Origin of the sequence: Streptomyces sp. R-07, from assembly GCF_049913175.1 — a bacterium.
GTDB lineage: Bacteria > Actinomycetota > Actinomycetes > Streptomycetales > Streptomycetaceae > Streptomyces.
Map to the genome: position 1 here is coordinate 3,303,463 of NZ_CP183978.1, position 16,700 is coordinate 3,320,162.

The window sequence follows — 16,700 nt, forward strand, 5'->3', positions numbered from 1 at the left end:
GCTGAGCGATCCACCCGGAGAACGGACCTGCCCCGGCCCCGCTGAGCGATCCCCCCGGAGAACGGACCTGCCCCGGCCCCGCTGAGGAAGCGGAGCCAGGGCAGGAACGGATCAGGGCAGTACGAGCCGACGTACGGGATCAGTGGGCGACGACCGGCACCTTCACCTCGTCCTCCGCACCCGCGCCGGACGCGGCGACCACGCCCGTCCCCGGCTTCCCGGTGTTGATGAGGACCGCGGCGATCGTGGCCGAGACGACCAGGATGCCGACCGCCCACCAGATGGCCGCGGCGTACCCCTCGACCATGCCCTGGAGCTGGAGCAGCTTCTGCGCGGACGGGGTCGTCGCGCCGGCGGCGTGGTCGGTCAGGTAGGCGGTGGTCGCCGAGGCGGCGATCGTGTTCAGCAGGGCCGTACCGATGGCGCCGCCGACCTGCTGCGAGGTGTTCACCATCGCGGAGGCCACACCGGCGTCCCGCGGGTCCACGCCGAGCGTCGCGAGCGACATGGCCGGCATGAAGGCCGTACCCATGCCCAGGCCGAGGAGCAGCTGCGCGGGCAGGATCAGCCCGGCGTACGAGGTGCCGATCTCCAGCTGGGTGAGGAGCAGCATGCCGACGCCGGCGGTCAGGAAGCCCGGGGCCATCAGGAACCGCGGCGGGACGCGGGTCATCAGGCGCGTGCCGATCTGGGTCGAGCCCGTGATCATGCCGACGATCATCGGCAGGAACGCGAAGCCCGTCTTGACCGGCGAGTACCCCTTCACGACCTGGAGGTAGTACGTCAGGAAGAGGAACAGGCCGAACATCGCGATGACGGCGAGACCCAGCGACAGGTAGACACCACCGCGGTTGCGGTCGGCCACCACGCGCAGCGGCAGCAGCGGGGACTTCACCCGCGACTCGGTGAGCGCGAAGGTGAGGAGCAGCACGGCGGAGCCGATGAAGAGGCCGATCGTGCCGGCGTCGCTCCAGCCCGCGGACTCGGCGCGGGTGAAGCCGTACACGAGGGCGACGAGGCCCAGGGTGGAGAGGATCACGCCGGGGATGTCGAGGGCGGAGCGGTTGCGGCTGCCCTCGGGCTCACGGACGACGAGGTACGCGCCGACGGCGGCGACGATGGCGAACGGGATGTTGACGAAGAACGTCCAGCGCCAGTTCAGGTACTCGGTGAGGAAGCCGCCGAGGATCAGGCCCACGGCGCCGCCGCCACCGGCGATCGCGCCGTAGATGCCGAAGGCCTTCGCCCGCTCCTTGGCGTCGGTGAAGGTCACGGCGAGCAGCGAGAGCGCGGCGGGCGCGAGCAGCGCGCCGAAGGCGCCCTGGAGCGCGCGGGCGCCGAGCATCATGGCCTCGCCGGTCGCGGCCCCGCCGAGGGCGGAGGCGGCGGCGAAGCCGATGAGGCCGGTGATGAAGGTCCGCTTGCGGCCCCACAGGTCGGCGATGCGGCCGCCGAAGAGGAGCAGACCGCCGAAGGCGAGGGCGTAGGCGGTGATGACCCACTGCCGGTTGCCGTCCGAGATCCCGAGGTCGTGCTGGGCGGAGGGCAGCGCGATGTTCACGATCGTCGCGTCGAGCACGACCATCAGCTGGGCGAGGGCGATGAAGATCAGGGCTTTCCAGCGGCCGGCGTCGGCCTGGATCGCTGTCCTGTCGGGGATTTTCGGCATGGGTGGAGCCACCTCTTGGCGCGTACTGGTGAAAAAGGACGTAAGGAAGCGGGGGTGTTGTAAGTCAGGGGCCCTGGCGGAGGCCGGTCACGACGAGCAGGAGTCGCGCCTCAGGTCCTCCAGGGTCACGGCCTTCCCGGGCAGCTCGGAGCGGGCGGGCGCCTCCAGGCCGTCGAGGAACAGCTGCAGGTGGCGGTGGACGAACTGGTCGAAGGTCCCGCAGGCCGATCCGGGGAGCGGGCGGGTCAGCTGGGAGATCGCCACCATCAGGTCTCCGACGCCCACGTCGGCGCGGAGCCGGCCGGCCCGCTGCGCCCGGTCGACGAGGCCCTGGACGGCCTCCTCCAGGCGTTCGCGTTCGGCCATCAGGTCGGGGTGGTCCTTGTCGAAGGCGCCGTCGAGCATCGGGCAGAGGGCCCCGATGCGCTCGTCGGCGGCGCCGTGGGTGAACCGGCGGAGGGCGGCGAAGGTGTCGCCCTCGTCCTCGGTGGCCCGCTCGGCGAGCTCGGTGACGCGGGCCATGATCGAGAGGACGACCTCGCGGACGAGGTCGGCGCGCTCGGGGAAGTTCCGGTAGAGCGTGGCGTTCCCGACGCCGGCCCGGCGCGCGACCTCGTCGTACGGGACCTGGGGCCCGAACTCGACGAACATCTCGCGGGCCGTCGTCACGATCCGCTCGCGGTTGCGCAGGGCGTCGGCCCGCGGGCGGGGTACGCGGCGGGCTGGCGCGGTGTCTGCGATGCCGGTCACGCCACGGCCTCCTCACACTCGTCCGGAAGTCTCCGGAACATCCGGGGAAGGATTCCCCACTTCGTTGGACACAGGCGTAAACGGGGACCCAGTCCCCGGTTATTTCCCCGCCTTCATGTGACCTGCCTCACAAGCGCCCGATTCCGCGGAATCCCACGATCGGGCCACCCGGCGCGCGCACCCGGATCACCCGTCACAGGCTGATCGCACAGCGCGGGCCCCCCGAAGGGGTCGCGGCGCCGACCTGCCCCCACCGGAGAGGCGACGTATGCAGCACCCCCGCCGACGGATACGCAGACCCGTCGCCCTGGCGGCGACCACGGCGCTCTCCCTCCTCCTGCTCGCCTCGGCGAGCACCACCCTCCCCGGGCCCGCCCCGGCCTCGGCGGGCCCCGTGGCCGCCGCGCCGAGCGGCGCCCAGCTGGGGCCGTGCCGCATCGCCACGACGATGGGCGTGCAGATGTCGGAGGGGCTGCCCACGGCCCCCGGATACGTGCGCTCCACGGGCCGCGTCAGGGCCCTCAACATGATGATCGACTTCCCGGACGCGCCCGGGGACGGCACGGCCATGAGCCGCTTCCGCGAGTTCTTCCCGCAGACCGCCGACTGGTTCCGCACCAGCTCGTACGGGCGCCTGCACTACCAGGCCGAGGCCCCGATACCCGACTGGCTGCGGATGCCCCGGGCGTTCTCCGCGTACGGCATCGAGCGCGGCTCACCCTACGAACCGGGCTACCGCTCCCTCGTCGAGGACATCGTCAAGGCCGCCGACACGCGCGTGGACTTCAGCGCGTACGACCTGGTCAACATCCTGGTCACGCCGAACGCCGGGCCCTCCGCCCTCGACACCGTCCTGTCCGTGACCTTCTCCGGCAACGACGACGCCCCCTACGCCGACGGCGTGCCGCTCGCCAACACGTCCTTCGTCTACAGCCGCCAGGACGACGGCTCCGGCAGCTTCTCCGAGACCGGCTACCGCGTCCTGCCGCACGAGAACGGCCACGTCTTCGGCCTGCCCGACCTCTACACCTCGGACGGCGGCGGCACCGTCGGCCACTGGGACATCATGTCCGAGGACTGGGGCGCCAACAACGACCTCCTCGGCTGGCACAAATGGAAGCTGGGCTGGCTCGACAACGACCAGGTCAGCTGCGCCTCCGCCCCCGGCACCGGCGACTACAGCCTCACCCCGCTCTCGGTCCCCGGCGGCCCCAAGCTCGCCTTCGTCCCCCTCTCCGGCACCTCCGGATACGCGGTCGAGGTCCGCAGCAAGGGCGGCAACGACGAGGCCGTCTGCGAGCAGGGCGTCCTCGTCTACCGGGTGGAGTCCGACGTGGACACCGGCCACGGCCCGGTGAGCGTCGCCGACAGCGACCGGGCCAGCGGCGGCTGCACGCGCAGGGCCAACGTCCACGCGGAGCTGTCGGACGCCCCGTACGGCCCCGGCGAGACGTTCACGGACCACGCGAACGGCATCCGCATCACGGTCCTCGACGAGGACGGGACGACGGGGACGTACCGGGTCCGGATCACACGGCCCTGAGCAGGACCCTCAGCCGAGCAGGTGTCTCGGTCGAGCGGGTCCCTCAGCCGCGCAGATCCCTCAGCCGATCAGATCCCTCAGCCGAGCAGATCCCGCAACTGGCGCTTGAGGATCTTGCCGGTCGGATTCCGGGGCAGTTCCTCCGCCCGTACGAAAATCCTGGCGGGCACCTTGAAGGCGGCGAGCCGCGCCCCCACGTGCGCCCGCAGCGCCTCGGTCGCCCCGGCGCCCGTGTCCGCGCCGGGCCGCAGCCGCACGACGGCCACGACCTCCTCGCCGAGCAGCGGATGCGGAACCCCGAGCACGGCGGCGTCGATGACATCCGGATGCTCGTGCAGCACGCCCTCGACCTCGACGCAGTACACGTTCTCGCCGCCCCGGATCACCATGTCGGTGAGCCGGTCGACGATGGCGACCCGCCCGTCCTCGTCGACGCGGGCGAGGTCGCCGGTCCGGAACCAGCCGTCCTCGGTGAAGGCGGCACGGGTGGCGGCCTCGTTCCCCCAGTACCCGCGGACGAGGGACTGCCCGCGCAGCCACAGCTCCCCCACGCCCGCCGCGTCGGGACGCTCGATCCGCACCTCGGTGACGGGCGAGGGCCGCCCGACGCTCCCCGGGTGCGCCCGGTACTCGGCCCCGACGTTCGAGAGGACCCCTCCGCAGGTCTCGGTCAGCCCGTAGCCGTTCCGGGGCTCGATCCGCTCCCCGTACCCCTCGGTGATCCCGGCGACGATCCCGGGCGGGGCGGCGGCGCCCCCGGTGCTGAGGAGCGTGAGGCTCGCCAGCGGGTCGCCGGTGCTCCGGGCGAGCGCGAGGAGCTGGAGCGCGGTGGTGGGCACCCCGGCGTAGTGGGTGACGCCCTCTTCGCGGATCAGCGCGAGGGCCCGGCCGGCGTCCCACTTCCGCATCATCACCAGGGTCCCGCCGGCCGCCATGACGGCGTAGAACGACGTGAACGCGGCGACGTGGAAGAACGGGAACGTGGTCAGGGACACGGGCGCCGGCCCCGTACCCGGCACCTCGCCGCGCGCGAGGGCCGCGGCGGCGGCGAAGTACCGCGGGTTCATGGCGGCCCCGGCCTGCGCGAGGTGCGTGGCGACGGCCCCCTTGGGGCGCCCGGTGGTGCCGGAGGTGTAGATGATGGTGGCGTCGTGCTCGGGCAGGACGTCGACGGGCGGCGGCCCGAGCATCGGATCGACGTCGGCGACGTACGCGACGAACCCCTTCTCGGCGCCCGCCCGCGAGACGGACCCGTGCTCGGCCTCCGCCCGCGAGACGAATCCCTCCTCGGCGCCCGTCCGGGAGACGAATCCCTCCTCGGACGCTCCCCGAAGGGCGCTCTCCTCCTCGGTCTCCCCGCGGAAGACGATCCCGGGCACGCCGTTCCGCGCGGCCCAGGCCCGCACCCGGCCGACCCGCTCCCCGTCGACGAGCAGCACACCCGGTGAGCAGTCGTCGAGCGCGTACGTGAACTCGTCCTCGGTCCACCAGGCGTTGAGCGGTACGGCGACGAGCCCGGCCAACTGCGCGGCCCAGAAGGCGACATGCCACTCGGGCAGGTTCCGCATGGCCACGACGGCGCGGTCTCCCCGCCGCAGCCCGTACTCCCCGACGAGCCGCCGTGCGAGCCCGCAGGCGGCGTCGAAGAACTCCCGGTAGGTCATCCGCACGCCCTCGGACACGAGGAACACCCGGTCCCCGTAGGCCCAGGTCACCTCGGCGAATTCGCGCAGCGTCCGCGGCCCGCCGGCGTACACCCCGCCCTCGACGGCGAAAGGCGCCCCGTCAGCCGTCAGCCGCTCGACCCCGCCAACCACCACACCATCCTCCTAAGCGCCCGCTCAGTCGTCCCCGGCGACGCTATGCGCACCCCCGAAGACGGTCAACCCACCCCTGGATCAATGGTCGACGTCTATCACGACAGGTCGGGAGGCCCCGTCCGAAAAACTTGAGCAGTTGTCATGTTCAGGGGGTTCCCAGAGCTGCCCACCCCCGGTAATTACCGGGGGTAACACCAACTCCGGGAGGTTCCATGCCCCACACCAGGCCATGGCTGATGACTTGTGCGGTCACAGCCGCCGCGGCCCTGCCACTCGCAGCGCCGGCCGCCCCCTCGGCGAGCGCCGCCGGCACCACCGGCACGACCACCACCGCGGCGGCGGCATCCACGCCGCTCCCCGCGGAACTGGAGCAGATCCGCGCGACCGAGGCCACCGCGCTGTACGGCAGCCCGGAGGAACGGCCGATGGCCGAGCGGAAGACCGGGCTCGTGACGATCGGCGACTCGGAGATCTCCGGCGAGGGCGCGGGCGCGTACTGGCCGGGCACCGACGGCCCGACGAACTGGTGCCACCGTTCGCAGGACGCCGCGATCTACCGCACCGGCATCCCGGCCGACGTCTCCACGAACATCGCGTGCTCGGGCGCGGCCACGTACCACGTCAAGATCGGCGGCGTGAAGCAGTACGCCGACCAGCTCGTGCAGAGCGACCACCTCGCGATCAAGGCCCGCAACACCCGGATCAAGATGGTCGTCGTGGTCCTCGGGGCCAACGACGACGTGCAGTTCGGTCCGGTGATGACGGACTGCGTGGAGCGCTGGGTGCTCTCCAAGGGCACGTGCGAGCCGACGTACGCGCCGGGCTGGCAGGCCCGCGTGGACGGCATGGCGCCGAAGGTGGCGGCCACCGTCACCGACCTCAGGAAGGTCATGCGCGACGCCGGGTACGCGGACGACGCGTACAAGCTCGCCCTGATGAGCTACCCGTCGCCGATCAGCCCCGACATGCAGGACAACCCGAACTTCCCCGGGAAGCTCCCCGGCGGCTGCCTGGGCTACGACTCCGACGCGGCATGGGGCCGCAACACGGCCGTCCCCGTCTTCGAGCGCGGCATCCGCAAGGCGGCCCAGCTGTCCGGCGCCTCCTACCTGGACGCCTCCCGGCTGTTCCACGGGCACGAGGTGTGCATGGAGTCCACCTGGGCGCGCGGCTTCTTCTACAGCGGCGCGTTCCCGCCGGACGAGAACTCCGTACGGCAGTCGTACCACCCGAACGCGGCCGGGCACGGCGCGTTCGCGGCGTGCTTCACCCAGTTCTACGCCTCGGGTCTGCGCGAGGCGTCGTGCGCCGACCCCGCCTCCACCGGCACCCCGAAGCTGTACGCCGGAGCGTGGGACGACATGTTCAAGCCGATCAGGAACGAGGCCACCGGCCAGTGCCTGGACACGGTGGGCGGCTCCTCGCGCAACTACACGGCCGTGGTGGGCTGGGACTGCCACGGGGGCCGCAACCAGACCTGGTGGTACGACCCGGAGCAGGGTTCGATCCACGTCGGCCTGTCGCATGACCGGTGCCTCGACTCCCGCGACATCGCCGCGCCCACGGCCGCGATCCTGTGGAACTGCCACGGCGGCACGAACCAGAAGTGGACGAGGCCCACGGACGGCACGATCCGCCCGGCAACGGCGAACGGCCTGTGCCTGACGCAACCGGCCGCGAACAAGGCGGCAGCACTCCAACCGTGCAACGGCTCCCCGGCCCAGCGCTTCGCGTAACCCACCGCACGAGGAGGCCCCCGGACCCAGCGCCGCGGGGCCTCCCGAACCGAACCGTCCCACCACATTCCCCCAGGTCAGAGAAATACAGGGAACCCACAGCGACTGACAGCACCTATGGGGGCGACCTCCCCAAGCCCGATCCGCTAGGCTGTCAGCGGCCAGTCGACCTTCAGGGCCCCCCACCCGGGAACCCGCCCCGAAAGAAGCCTGACCAGCACACGCCTTCGTAGCTCAGGGGATAGAGCACCGCTCTCCTAAAGCGGGTGTCGCAGGTTCGAATCCTGCCGGGGGCACCAGTTCAGAGGCCCCTCACATACGGATATCCGTATGTGAGGGGCCTTTGACATCCACAGCTGACATCAACGGCGGCAGTCAGGGACGACCGGGCCGCCTCTTGAGTAGCCGGTCCATGTGACTGATCGCCTCGCGCTGGGTGTCCTGGACGACGTGCGTGTAGACGTCCATGGTGATGCTGATCTGGCTGTGCCCGAGGATCTCCATCACGACGCGGGGCGCGACGCCGGCGGCGGTGAGCAGGGTCGCGCAGCCGTGGCGGGCGTCGTGGAGCCGGATGACCCGGAGCCCGGCGGAGGCGGCGACGCGGGTGAAGGAGCGGTACACGTTACGCGGCTCGACCGGGCTGCCCGTACGCGTCGTGAAGACGTAGTCACTCCCCTTCCACGCCTCCCCCGCCCTGGCCCGCTGATCGTTCTGCCGCATCCGGTGCCAGCGGAGGGGCGCGATGCACATAGCGGGAAGCGGTACGGCACGGCGGCGGCGCCCCTTGGGATCGTCGTCGTACAGGACACCCCGGCGCCACTGGATCTGCTGGCGGACGTAGAGGACGCGGTGGTCCAGGTCGACGTCGGCCCAGCGGAGGCCGATCAGCTCGCCCCGGCGCAGCCCCATGGCGATGGCGAGGACGAAGGCGGCGTACAGAGGGTCTCGGCGGGCGGCGGCGAGGAAGTCGAGCGTCTCGTCCAGAGACCAGGGGCTCAGCTCCCGCACCTTCGGGCGGGGCGGCTCGACGAGGGTCGCCACGTTGCGCGTGATCAGCTCCTCGCGGCAGGCAGCGGTGAGGGCGGTTCGCAGCACGCGGTGAGACTCCTTGGCCGTGGCCGCGGTGGTCTTCTTCTCCAGCTGGACGAGGAAGCGCCGGACGTCGGCCACGCTCAGGGACTCCAGCCGCTTGGAGCCGATCATCGGGACGAGGTAGAGACGGACGTGCGCCTCGTACTTGTCGTACGTGCTGAGCTTGCGGCGCGGCTGCACGACGTTGTCCAGCCAGTACGGGAGCCACTCGGAGAGCTTGGCCGAGCGGGTCGGCACGGGGATGCCATTGTCGACCGCTTCGAGGAGCGCGCGGCGTTTGGTGTCGCACTCGGCCCAGGTCTTGCCGTAGGCGAACTTCCGGGCGCGGGTGCCGTCGGGCTGGAGGACGTAGACGGCTGCCTGGAAGCGTCCGTCCTTCCGTTGGGTGATGGTGCCGGCGCCGTTGGGGTTGCGCCTCCGCTGGGTGGCCATCAGGCGGCCTCCTCGATCTGGTTGTCGATGAAGTCCCGGACGGCGTCGGCGGGGACGCGGCGCGAGCGGCCGATTGTGATGGAGACCAGGCGGCGGGAGCGGATGAGGTCGTAGACCGTGGAGCGTCCGAGCTTGAGTCGGGCCATGACCTCGGGCACGGTCAGCAGTTCAGTGGTGGTGGCGGTGGTCATGCCAGATCCCCTTCCAGTTCGGACAATTCGGCGCGGATCTCTCGGGCGTGTTCGCGGTTGTGCTGGAGGTCGCGGCGGATGTTGGCGGCGAGCCAGGACTCGCCGGGGGTGGCGCCGTGGCCGGCGTAGGTCCAGTGGGCGACGACGAGGAGGGTGGACTCGGGGTCGTCGTCGGGGTCGGGCAGGCCGAGGGCGGTGCGTTGCTGAGCGGCGCGGTAGTCGGCGCGGACCTGGCGTAAGGCGCCGAGGGTGGTGGAGTAGGCGCGGGATTTGGTGGAGAAGTGGCCGCGGAAGCCGAGCATGTGAGCCCAAGCCCGAAGGCGCCGGTCGGGGTACGCCGCATCGAGGTCCATGCAGGCTTCCATGAGCCGCCGGGGGTGGTCGGGGACGTCGAGGAGGATCAGGGCTTCCTTGTTGCCGACACGGTGGTCGACCGACCCGGTGGTCTCGGCGGCTTTGGTGGCGTACTTGGCGACGTAGGCGGCGACGGCCTGTTCGGTGAGGTCTTCGCCGTTGCCGAAGGCGCCGATGGGCTGGACGTCGAGCTGGGTGCCCCAGGTGAGCGTGAGGTCCTGACCGACGCCGTGCGCGGGGGCGGCGGGGACGACGACTTGGGCGCGGGTGGCGGCGACGTGGATGGCGTCGGTGAGGAGGTCGAGGGTGGCCCAGTGCGGGGGCGGGGTGGCCGGTCCGTCGGGGCCGTCGAAGCGGATGACGGCGTGGAAGTGGACGGCGCCGCGCTTCTGGTACTCGGCGACTTTGCCGAAGGAGACGCGGGACTGTTCGCGGGCGGCTTTCTGGGTGAGGCCGGCGCGGGCGGCGATCTCGCGGCGGAGGTAGATCGTGAAGTAGCGCCACAGCTCGGAGGCGTGGTTGTTCCAGAGCACCGCTGCCGCGTAGTCGTACGACTCGGGGTCGAGCGGAGTGCCGAGTTCGGGCGCGTGCTCCTGGTGCTGCTTCCCGCATCGGCAGGGGCGGGTGCCGGGCCGGTTGTGGACGGGTCCGAAGGACGGGGCGGTGAGGGTGGCGAAGACGCGGGGGTGGTCGCGGATGGTCTCCGGGGTGCCCTTGTCGGGGTTGCCGACGAGTCCGGCGCGGATGAGGTGGTAGGTGTCTCCGGCGTAGGTCCAGGCGCAGGAGGGGCAGCGGGAGGCCCGCCGGTTGCCGCAGGCGACGCGGAGGACGCCGCCGGGTTCGGCGTCGGTGTTGTAGGCGTGGAGGACGGTCTTGGTGGCAGGGTCGAGGGTTTTGGTACCGCCGGTGAGGCGGATGGGGGCGGTGCAGCCGCCGGTGCGGCGGAGCTGTTCGGTGAGGCGGTCGAAGCCGGGGGACCCGGCCAGCCGGAGCAGGTCGCTCAGGGTGGCCGGGTCCAGGCCCGCCTGGAGGGCGGTGTCGGTCAACGCGGTCACTTCCCCGCGCGGGCGAGGGGGGCCGGGGTGGTGCGGGCGCCGGTGCCCTGGCAGCGGGGGCAGGTGGCGGCAAGGGTGTCGCGCCGTCCGTCGGGGGTGAGGCTGCCGCTGGTGATGTGGACGACGGGGAAGCCGTCGCAGTGGGAGCAGACACGGGCAGCCGGGGTCTGGGGCATCATGAGGTTTCCCTTTCGGGTCCGTTGGATCTGGAGTGGGTTCAGGCGCCCGGGGCGGCGGAAGTTTGGCGACGGAGGCCGTCCCGGGGGCCGCTCAACGTGAGTTGTTGCGCCTGCCGTGGCCCTTGGACGCGTACATCGCCGCGTCGGCGGCCGAGAGGGCGTCGGTGAGGGTCGGGACCGGGAGCTGGTCGCGGTGGCAGCGGCCGACGGAGGCCGAGACCGGCAGGACGTGACCGTGGTGGTGGACCGGCTCGTCGAGGGCGATCCGGAGGGCGTAGAGGCCGGCGGTGTGGGCGGGGTCGGTGACGATGGCGGCGAACTCGTCTCCGCCGAGGCGGGCGGCGATCCCGTGACGTCCGCACCACTCGGCCAGACGCTCCGCGGTGGCGGTGAGGACCGCGTCTCCGGCGGCGTGGCCGTGGGTGTCGTTGACGGCCTTGAAGTCGTCCAGGTCGACCAGGAGGACGAGCGCGTTCGCGTGCTTGGCCAACAGGTGCTCGGCGCGGGTGGTCCATCCGGCGCGGGTGTGGAGGCCGGTGAGGGGGTCGCGGCGGGCGGTGGCCAGGCGGCGCCAGAGCAGCCCGCCGTGCAGGGCCCAGCCCAGGGCCGGTAAGCCCGCAGCGGCGATCGTCTGCGTGTCCACGCGGGTTACCGGCCCTTCTGCATGTCGCGGACCAGGAGCCGCAGGACGACCGCGATCAGGGCGATGGAGACGCCGGTGATGGCGACCGCGAGGAGCATCGAGACGAGGACCGCGCCGACGACCAGGACGACGGCGCCACCGCCGGCGGCGAGGGCGAGCGCGCTGCCGGGAGTGAGCTGGACCGTGGTCCGGGGCGCGGTGACCGGTGCCGGGGCGGGGACCTGGACCGGCTCGACGTCGGTCATGGGCGTGGGCTGGATGGGCGGTGTGACGATGCCGGTCGGGAGCGGGTTGACCGGGATGCGGGGCTGGAGCATGACGCGGTTCTCCCTACTTGATCGTGGTGTCGATGAGGGGGGCGAGGAGGCTGTCGGCGAGGAGGTAGCCGCCGAGGAGAAGTACGGCGACGAGCCACCAGGGCGGGCGGATGAGCTTGATGCCGAGGCCGCCGACGACGATCAGGGCGAGCCAGAGCGGGACGTCCATGACGCAGTTCTCCTCAGGGGTTAGCGGGGCTGGCAGCGGTGGGTGCGGGCGGCGAGTTCGGCGGCGGCGCGGGTGTTGTAGTCGGCGGAGAAGTCGCAGCGCGGGGCGGTGCACACGGCGGTGTGCTTGGTCCGGCCCCGGCCGTCGTAGTGGTCGCCGACCTGCACCGGGCCGATTCGGAGCACGTTGTGGAAGCGGTTCGGGCGCACGGGTTTTGCCTCCTTTCTGGTCAGGCGAGTTGAAGGGCGATGGAGTCGGCCAGCGGTGCCGGGATGCCGAGGCGGGCGCGGAGGGTGGCCGCGTCGATCGGGGCACCGGTCTGGGCGTGATGGGCGTCAGCGATCTTCCGGGCGTGGTCGAGCAGCGCGGGAGGCACGGATGCCGCAGGCGTCGGGGTGACGGGCTCCGGCACGGCTTCGGGTGCCGACAGCGGTCCCTGCGGGGCTGGTTCGGCCGGCGGCAGTTCGGGAGCCGCGTCCGGGACACGCTCGACGACCAGGCCCGGCGTGACAGGTTCGAGGTCAGGCTCAGCCGTGGGCTCGGGCTCGGTGGTGGGTGCGTGGGCGAGGAGGGTGCCGCCGAGGAAGGCGAGGGCGGGCCATCCGGCGACGAGGATGCGCAGCCAGTCGGGGACGTCGTTCATGTCGAGGAGTCCGGCGGTGGCGACGTTGGCGCCGAGTGATGCGATGAGGGCGATGGCGAACCAGAGCCAGGCGTCACGGTTGCCGCCGTCTTTGCGCATCCTGCGCCAGGCGGCGACCAGGAGCAGGTCGACGGAGACCGGGTAGGCCCAGGCCTTCCAGCCGTCCTGTCCGGCTGCGGCTGCCAGGTCGTGGAGGTGGGCGAAGGACAGGGCACCGGCGATGACGGCCTGGATGAGTACAGGGTCGAGGCGGAGGGGTCGGGACACGGTTCACCTCCTTTCGGGCATGGGTCGGGTAGGGACCTGGCGTGAGACGGTCACGCCAACCGAGGGAAGAGGGGTGTCAGCTGGTCGCCGGGATCGGCTTCACCAGCGGGACGGGTCCGGCCGACCCGACGACGGCGGGAACGGTCGGCCGGAAGGGGGCGAATCGCGGGACGTCCGGGGTCAGGTACGCGTGCTCGGAGCAGATGGCAGCGGCGTCGGCCGTAGTCAGCTCGGGGGTGCGGATGCGGGACCAGCCGCCGGAGGTGTCACCAGCCACCGCGAGGCCGGGCAGGTCGGGCGGGATCGACGTCACGGCCACGACCGCGTCCGGGGCGATGTCGCCCAGACCCATCTCGGCCGTCTGCTTGTCGTTGACCCGGTGCACGACGCGTCCGGTGAGCTGGGCCCGCAGTGCGGTGGCGCCCTTGCCGAGGTCGGAGCCGAAGCGCTGCCCGCAGACCTCCAGGAACATGCCGGCCGCGCGGGCCATCTGCCCCAGACGGATCAGCTGCGTGACCATCCGGTCCCGCCGTTCCTCGTCCTTCTTGGTCGCCACGAGGAACAGCTCCGCGACCTCGTCCACCAACAGCACGACCGGCAACGGGCGGACAGCGTCGGGAAGCTCCCACACGTCGGCGGCGCCATGGTCGCTCAGCAGGTCGAACCGGTCCTCCATCTCCTCGATCAGCGCGTCCAGGAGCCCCGACGCTTCCTCGGGCGTGATGGCGAGCGCGGACAGGCGGGGCGCGTAGCGCTGCTGTTCCACGCCCCGCTTGCAGTCGATGCCGACCAGGGCGACCCGGAGCCGGGCGAGTCCGGCGATCAGATTGCGCTGGTACATGGACTTGCCCGACTGGTTCGCGCCGAGGGTGAGCGCGTGCGGGACCTTGAGGTAGTCGCGGACGAACGCCGTGCCGTCCTCGCGGAGAGCGACCGGCACCGTCATCGGCCCGGACAACTGCTGGCGGGGCATCCGGACCTTCTTGAGGACGTCGTATCCGGTCATCCGCAGTTCCACGAACCCGGGCTTGGTCTCCACCACGGTGACCGAGTGGACGCCCCAGGCGTGCCGCAGTCGCTCGGAGGCGGCCATCACGTCGGCGGGCTCCAGACCGGCGGGGAGCCGGAGGGTGACGCGAAGGCCGGTCGAGGTGCCCCGGAACCGGCGGACCTTCGGCGGCACCGGCTGGACGTCGGGGCGGCGGGCGACGTTGCGGACGAGGAAGGCGCGGAAGCGGGACGGCTGCACCGTCAGCCCGCACACGTCCATCGTGGAGCGGTAGGTGACCGCGAACCGGGTCGTGGCCACCGGCAGGCCCGCCAGCGACCAGAACAGCCGGGGTGCGCGGAGCTTCGCGTAGCCGAGGCCTCCGGCGGTTCCGGCGAGTGGGAGGCCGATCTCCCATAAGGTCGCGATGTCCGTCATGGTCAGGCCCCCATCGGGGTCACGGCGACGGCGCGGAACGAGATGCCGTGCCGGGTCTGGCCGTTAAAGGTGTTCTCCCAGTCCCGGGCCTTCAGGCCGATGACCGTCACCGGCATGCCCGGCGTCAGGTTCTCCGGGAGGCCCGTCTCCGGGATGGTCACCTGGTAGAGGTTGCCCTCCCCCTCGTCCGAGATCAGCAGCCCGACCGTGGAGAGGCCGGCACCGGTCTCCCGGTCCATGGCCCGCTCACCGGTCTGCTTGCTCACGAGCTTCGGCGTGGGAGCGGTCGCGACGAACACGACGGCGGTAGAAAGGTCGATCTTGAAGGACGGCATGAGCACTCCCTACGTTGTTGGGCAGCCCGAATGGGAACTACCGGCCGCGCTGTCCTAGGACTGCGAGCGGCTGAGTAGATAGTGGCCCGCTGTCCTAGGACTGTCAACAGTCCTAGGACTGTGTTTGACTTGTTCTCGTTGAGAGGGGTACGAAATGGCGCCCAAATGGCGGGAGCTGGCAGACAAGCTGGCCGAGGAGATCAGGAGGGGTGACTACGAGCCGGGGCAGCGTTTGCCGCAGATCAGAGACCTGGTCGACGCAGGCGAAGGCTCCAAGGCCACGGTCAATGCCGCCTACAAGGCACTGGAGGCGGAAGGCCTGGTCACCTCCACGCGCGGTCACGGGACCGTCGTACGCCAGCAAGTACCTCTCAAGCGGCTCGGCATCGCCCGGTACGACAAGGCCAAGTGGCGAGACGGCGACGAGGTGGCGTTCATCGCGGACCGGGTCGCCTCAGGCCGGGCGTACCGCCGCAACGAGCAGACGCAGACGGTCAGTCGCGTCGAAGCCCCGCCCGCTGTGGCCGCGGCCCATGGCCTGGAGACGGGAGCTCCGGTCTACGCACGGGCCCGGCTGGTCAAGGAGGGCGATCAGCCGACGCACACGCTGACCAGCTATTACCGCCCCGAGCACGTGGAGGGCACTCGCTTGGTCGACCCGACTCCCGGTCCGGCCGGCCGCGGCGGTGGTTACCGCGTTCTGTACGACGCGGGTTACGAGATCGACCACATGAAGGAGGCGCTCTTCGCCCGCACGCCCACGGCGGACGAGGTGAAGCTCCTGCAACTGCCGCCCGGTGAGCCCGTGGTCGAGTTGCACCGGACGACGTACACGGCTGACGGCACCGTGGTCGAGTTCGCCATCGGCATCCACGCCGCCTCCCGCTTCGCCTGGGAGTACGACTTCAAGGTCCCCGACTCCGCAAAGGACAAGGGAGTTCAGCAGTGATCTCCGCTCAGGACTGGGCCGACACTCAACAGCTCTGGGACTACCACCAGATGGGCCACACGCCCCGGCCGTGCTCGGTGGCGATCGGACTCGGCAGCCACGACCTGGGCGTGGCCGACACCGCAGTCGACCTGTACAGGCGCGGCATGGCCCCACTCCTCGTGTTCACCGGGGCGACCAGCCCGACCACCCGCGACCGCATGCCCCGCGGCGAGGCCGTGCATTACCAGGAGCGGGCGATCGAACTGGGCGTTCCTGCCTCGGCGGTGATGGTGGAGCCGCGGGCCCGGAACACCGGCGAGAACATCCGCTTCTCCCGGGACCTCCTGGCCGAGGCCGGCATCACCGTGTCCTCCGTGCTCCTGATCAGCAAGCCGTACGAGGAACGACGTTCGTACGCCACGACACGAAAGCTGTGGCCCGAAGTCGAGATCGTCAGTGCCTCTAGCCCGATGACGCTCCGGGACTACGTCGACTCCATCGGAGACGCCCGCTTGGTCATCGACATGCTCGTGGGAGCCCTCCAGCGACTGCTGGTCTACCCGGAGCAGGGCTTCATGATCAGCCAGCAAGTCCCAGCCGACGTGCTCGACGCGTACGAGCGTCTATCCCAGGGCGGATACGCAAACCGCTTGCTGCGAGATAGCGAGGGCGAGGTCCTCAAGCCCACCGTCTAGTGCCACATCAGGCAACGTTCGCCCTTGACGAGATCGCGTAGCCGTTCATCGGCAGCGTTCTTGTTCCTCCAGATGGAGCAGGACCCGAAGGCCCTCGTAGCTGATGCCGTCGACCACCCCCTCGCGCAACGAAGGTGGGAAGAGCGGGCCGGCCGCCTCAGGATCCGGTCAGCACACCACGAGGAACAGATGCAGGGAGCGTAGGCGGAGCTGCGTGAACTCGGCGACCTGGCTGTCAAAGGAGCAGACGCCCCGCCCGTGCAGCGTCTGCACTGGCGCATCCAGGATGGCGAACACGCGCTCAATCAGGCCGAGGTCGCGCTCGCGCTCGCGCTGACTGAGCATCGGCTCGACAACCTCCGAGAAGGCGCCTGACAGGCGGTCCGGGTCAGTCAAAGCCAGCTATCCATAGGATATTTTGACTCGCCTTCTATCTCAAACCGACTATCC

19 protein-coding genes and 1 tRNA gene are annotated in these 16,700 nt (G+C 71.0%); 5 read left to right on the top strand and 15 right to left on the bottom strand.

The features are described 5' to 3' along the window. Positions 1 to 139 precede the first annotated feature (139 nt). The gene (locus ACN9M0_RS14870) at positions 140 to 1,669 is read right to left on the bottom strand and encodes an MFS transporter (protein WP_366042305.1); all 1,530 of its coding nucleotides are present in this window, start codon (positions 1,667 to 1,669) and stop codon (positions 140 to 142) included. Positions 1,670 to 1,756: 87 nt separating this feature from the next. Then, complete coding sequence (locus ACN9M0_RS14875) at positions 1,757 to 2,410, bottom strand: TetR/AcrR family transcriptional regulator (RefSeq protein ID WP_366042311.1); 654 nt, start codon at positions 2,408 to 2,410, stop codon at positions 1,757 to 1,759. Positions 2,411 to 2,687: 277 nt separating this feature from the next. Here ACN9M0_RS14875 and ACN9M0_RS14880 point away from each other — a divergent pair, with 277 nt between their 5' ends. Next, complete coding sequence (locus ACN9M0_RS14880) at positions 2,688 to 3,962, top strand: M6 family metalloprotease domain-containing protein (protein WP_426403730.1); 1,275 nt, start codon at positions 2,688 to 2,690, stop codon at positions 3,960 to 3,962. A 77-nt stretch (positions 3,963 to 4,039) separates the two neighbouring features. On the opposite strand, the gene ACN9M0_RS14885 is transcribed toward ACN9M0_RS14880, so the two are convergent. Further along, entirely contained in the window at positions 4,040 to 5,782 is a 1,743-nt protein-coding gene (locus tag ACN9M0_RS14885) for a class I adenylate-forming enzyme family protein (RefSeq protein WP_426403731.1), read from the bottom strand. 236 nt (positions 5,783 to 6,018) lie between these two features. Here ACN9M0_RS14885 and ACN9M0_RS14890 point away from each other — a divergent pair, with 236 nt between their 5' ends. Continuing rightward, positions 6,019 to 7,518 (top strand): ricin-type beta-trefoil lectin domain protein, encoded by a 1,500-nt coding sequence (locus tag ACN9M0_RS14890; RefSeq protein WP_426403732.1) that lies wholly within the window; start codon positions 6,019 to 6,021, stop codon positions 7,516 to 7,518. A 223-nt stretch (positions 7,519 to 7,741) separates the two neighbouring features. Next, positions 7,742 to 7,817 (top strand) — tRNA-Arg (locus ACN9M0_RS14895). A gap of 76 nt (positions 7,818 to 7,893) precedes the next feature. Here ACN9M0_RS14895 and ACN9M0_RS14900 read toward each other — a convergent pair. From ACN9M0_RS14900 to ACN9M0_RS14950, 11 genes are all read right to left on the bottom strand, one after another. Continuing rightward, entirely contained in the window at positions 7,894 to 9,045 is a 1,152-nt protein-coding gene (locus ACN9M0_RS14900; protein WP_426403733.1) for a tyrosine-type recombinase/integrase, read from the bottom strand. Beyond that, entirely contained in the window at positions 9,045 to 9,236 is a 192-nt protein-coding gene (locus ACN9M0_RS14905; protein ID WP_399698589.1) for a helix-turn-helix domain-containing protein, read from the bottom strand. Before ACN9M0_RS14905 ends, ACN9M0_RS14900 begins: the two co-directional genes overlap by 1 nt. Then, positions 9,233 to 10,636, bottom strand: a complete 1,404-nt coding sequence (gene repSA / locus ACN9M0_RS14910) for a replication initiator protein RepSA (RefSeq protein ID WP_426403734.1) — start codon at positions 10,634 to 10,636, stop codon at positions 9,233 to 9,235. Before repSA ends, ACN9M0_RS14905 begins: the two co-directional genes overlap by 4 nt. Before the next feature lie 5 nt (positions 10,637 to 10,641). Beyond that, a complete protein-coding gene (locus tag ACN9M0_RS14915; RefSeq protein ID WP_426403735.1) occupies positions 10,642 to 10,824 on the bottom strand; it encodes a hypothetical protein in 183 nt (60 codons plus the stop codon). A gap of 91 nt (positions 10,825 to 10,915) precedes the next feature. Next, positions 10,916 to 11,467, bottom strand: a complete 552-nt coding sequence (locus ACN9M0_RS14920; RefSeq protein WP_426403736.1) for a GGDEF domain-containing protein — start codon at positions 11,465 to 11,467, stop codon at positions 10,916 to 10,918. Between the two features lie 5 nt (positions 11,468 to 11,472). Beyond that, positions 11,473 to 11,784, bottom strand: coding sequence for a SpdD-like protein (locus ACN9M0_RS14925; protein ID WP_426403737.1), 312 nt, complete (start codon positions 11,782 to 11,784; stop codon positions 11,473 to 11,475). A gap of 13 nt (positions 11,785 to 11,797) precedes the next feature. Then, the gene (locus ACN9M0_RS14930; RefSeq protein ID WP_106975866.1) at positions 11,798 to 11,953 is read right to left on the bottom strand and encodes a hypothetical protein; all 156 of its coding nucleotides are present in this window, start codon (positions 11,951 to 11,953) and stop codon (positions 11,798 to 11,800) included. A 20-nt stretch (positions 11,954 to 11,973) separates the two neighbouring features. Then, complete coding sequence (locus ACN9M0_RS14935; protein ID WP_426403738.1) at positions 11,974 to 12,162, bottom strand: mobile element transfer protein; 189 nt, start codon at positions 12,160 to 12,162, stop codon at positions 11,974 to 11,976. Positions 12,163 to 12,182: 20 nt separating this feature from the next. Then, complete coding sequence (locus ACN9M0_RS14940) at positions 12,183 to 12,863, bottom strand: DUF2637 domain-containing protein (RefSeq protein ID WP_426403739.1); 681 nt, start codon at positions 12,861 to 12,863, stop codon at positions 12,183 to 12,185. A 76-nt stretch (positions 12,864 to 12,939) separates the two neighbouring features. Continuing rightward, positions 12,940 to 14,289, bottom strand: a complete 1,350-nt coding sequence (locus ACN9M0_RS14945; protein WP_426403740.1) for an FtsK/SpoIIIE domain-containing protein — start codon at positions 14,287 to 14,289, stop codon at positions 12,940 to 12,942. Positions 14,290 to 14,291: 2 nt separating this feature from the next. Further along, the gene (locus tag ACN9M0_RS14950) at positions 14,292 to 14,624 is read right to left on the bottom strand and encodes a hypothetical protein (protein ID WP_093874845.1); all 333 of its coding nucleotides are present in this window, start codon (positions 14,622 to 14,624) and stop codon (positions 14,292 to 14,294) included. A 154-nt stretch (positions 14,625 to 14,778) separates the two neighbouring features. Here ACN9M0_RS14950 and ACN9M0_RS14955 point away from each other — a divergent pair, with 154 nt between their 5' ends. Further along, entirely contained in the window at positions 14,779 to 15,573 is a 795-nt protein-coding gene (locus ACN9M0_RS14955; protein ID WP_366042292.1) for a GntR family transcriptional regulator, read from the top strand. Next, positions 15,570 to 16,250: a YdcF family protein gene (locus ACN9M0_RS14960; protein WP_426403741.1), complete on the top strand. Its 681-nt coding sequence runs from the start codon at positions 15,570 to 15,572 to the stop codon at positions 16,248 to 16,250. Before ACN9M0_RS14955 ends, ACN9M0_RS14960 begins: the two co-directional genes overlap by 4 nt. Positions 16,251 to 16,418: 168 nt before the next feature. Here the strand turns inward: ACN9M0_RS14960 and ACN9M0_RS14965 are convergent, their stop codons facing one another. Beyond that, positions 16,419 to 16,646, bottom strand: coding sequence for a hypothetical protein (locus ACN9M0_RS14965; RefSeq protein ID WP_426403742.1), 228 nt, complete (start codon positions 16,644 to 16,646; stop codon positions 16,419 to 16,421). Positions 16,647 to 16,700: the final 54 nt, after the last annotated feature.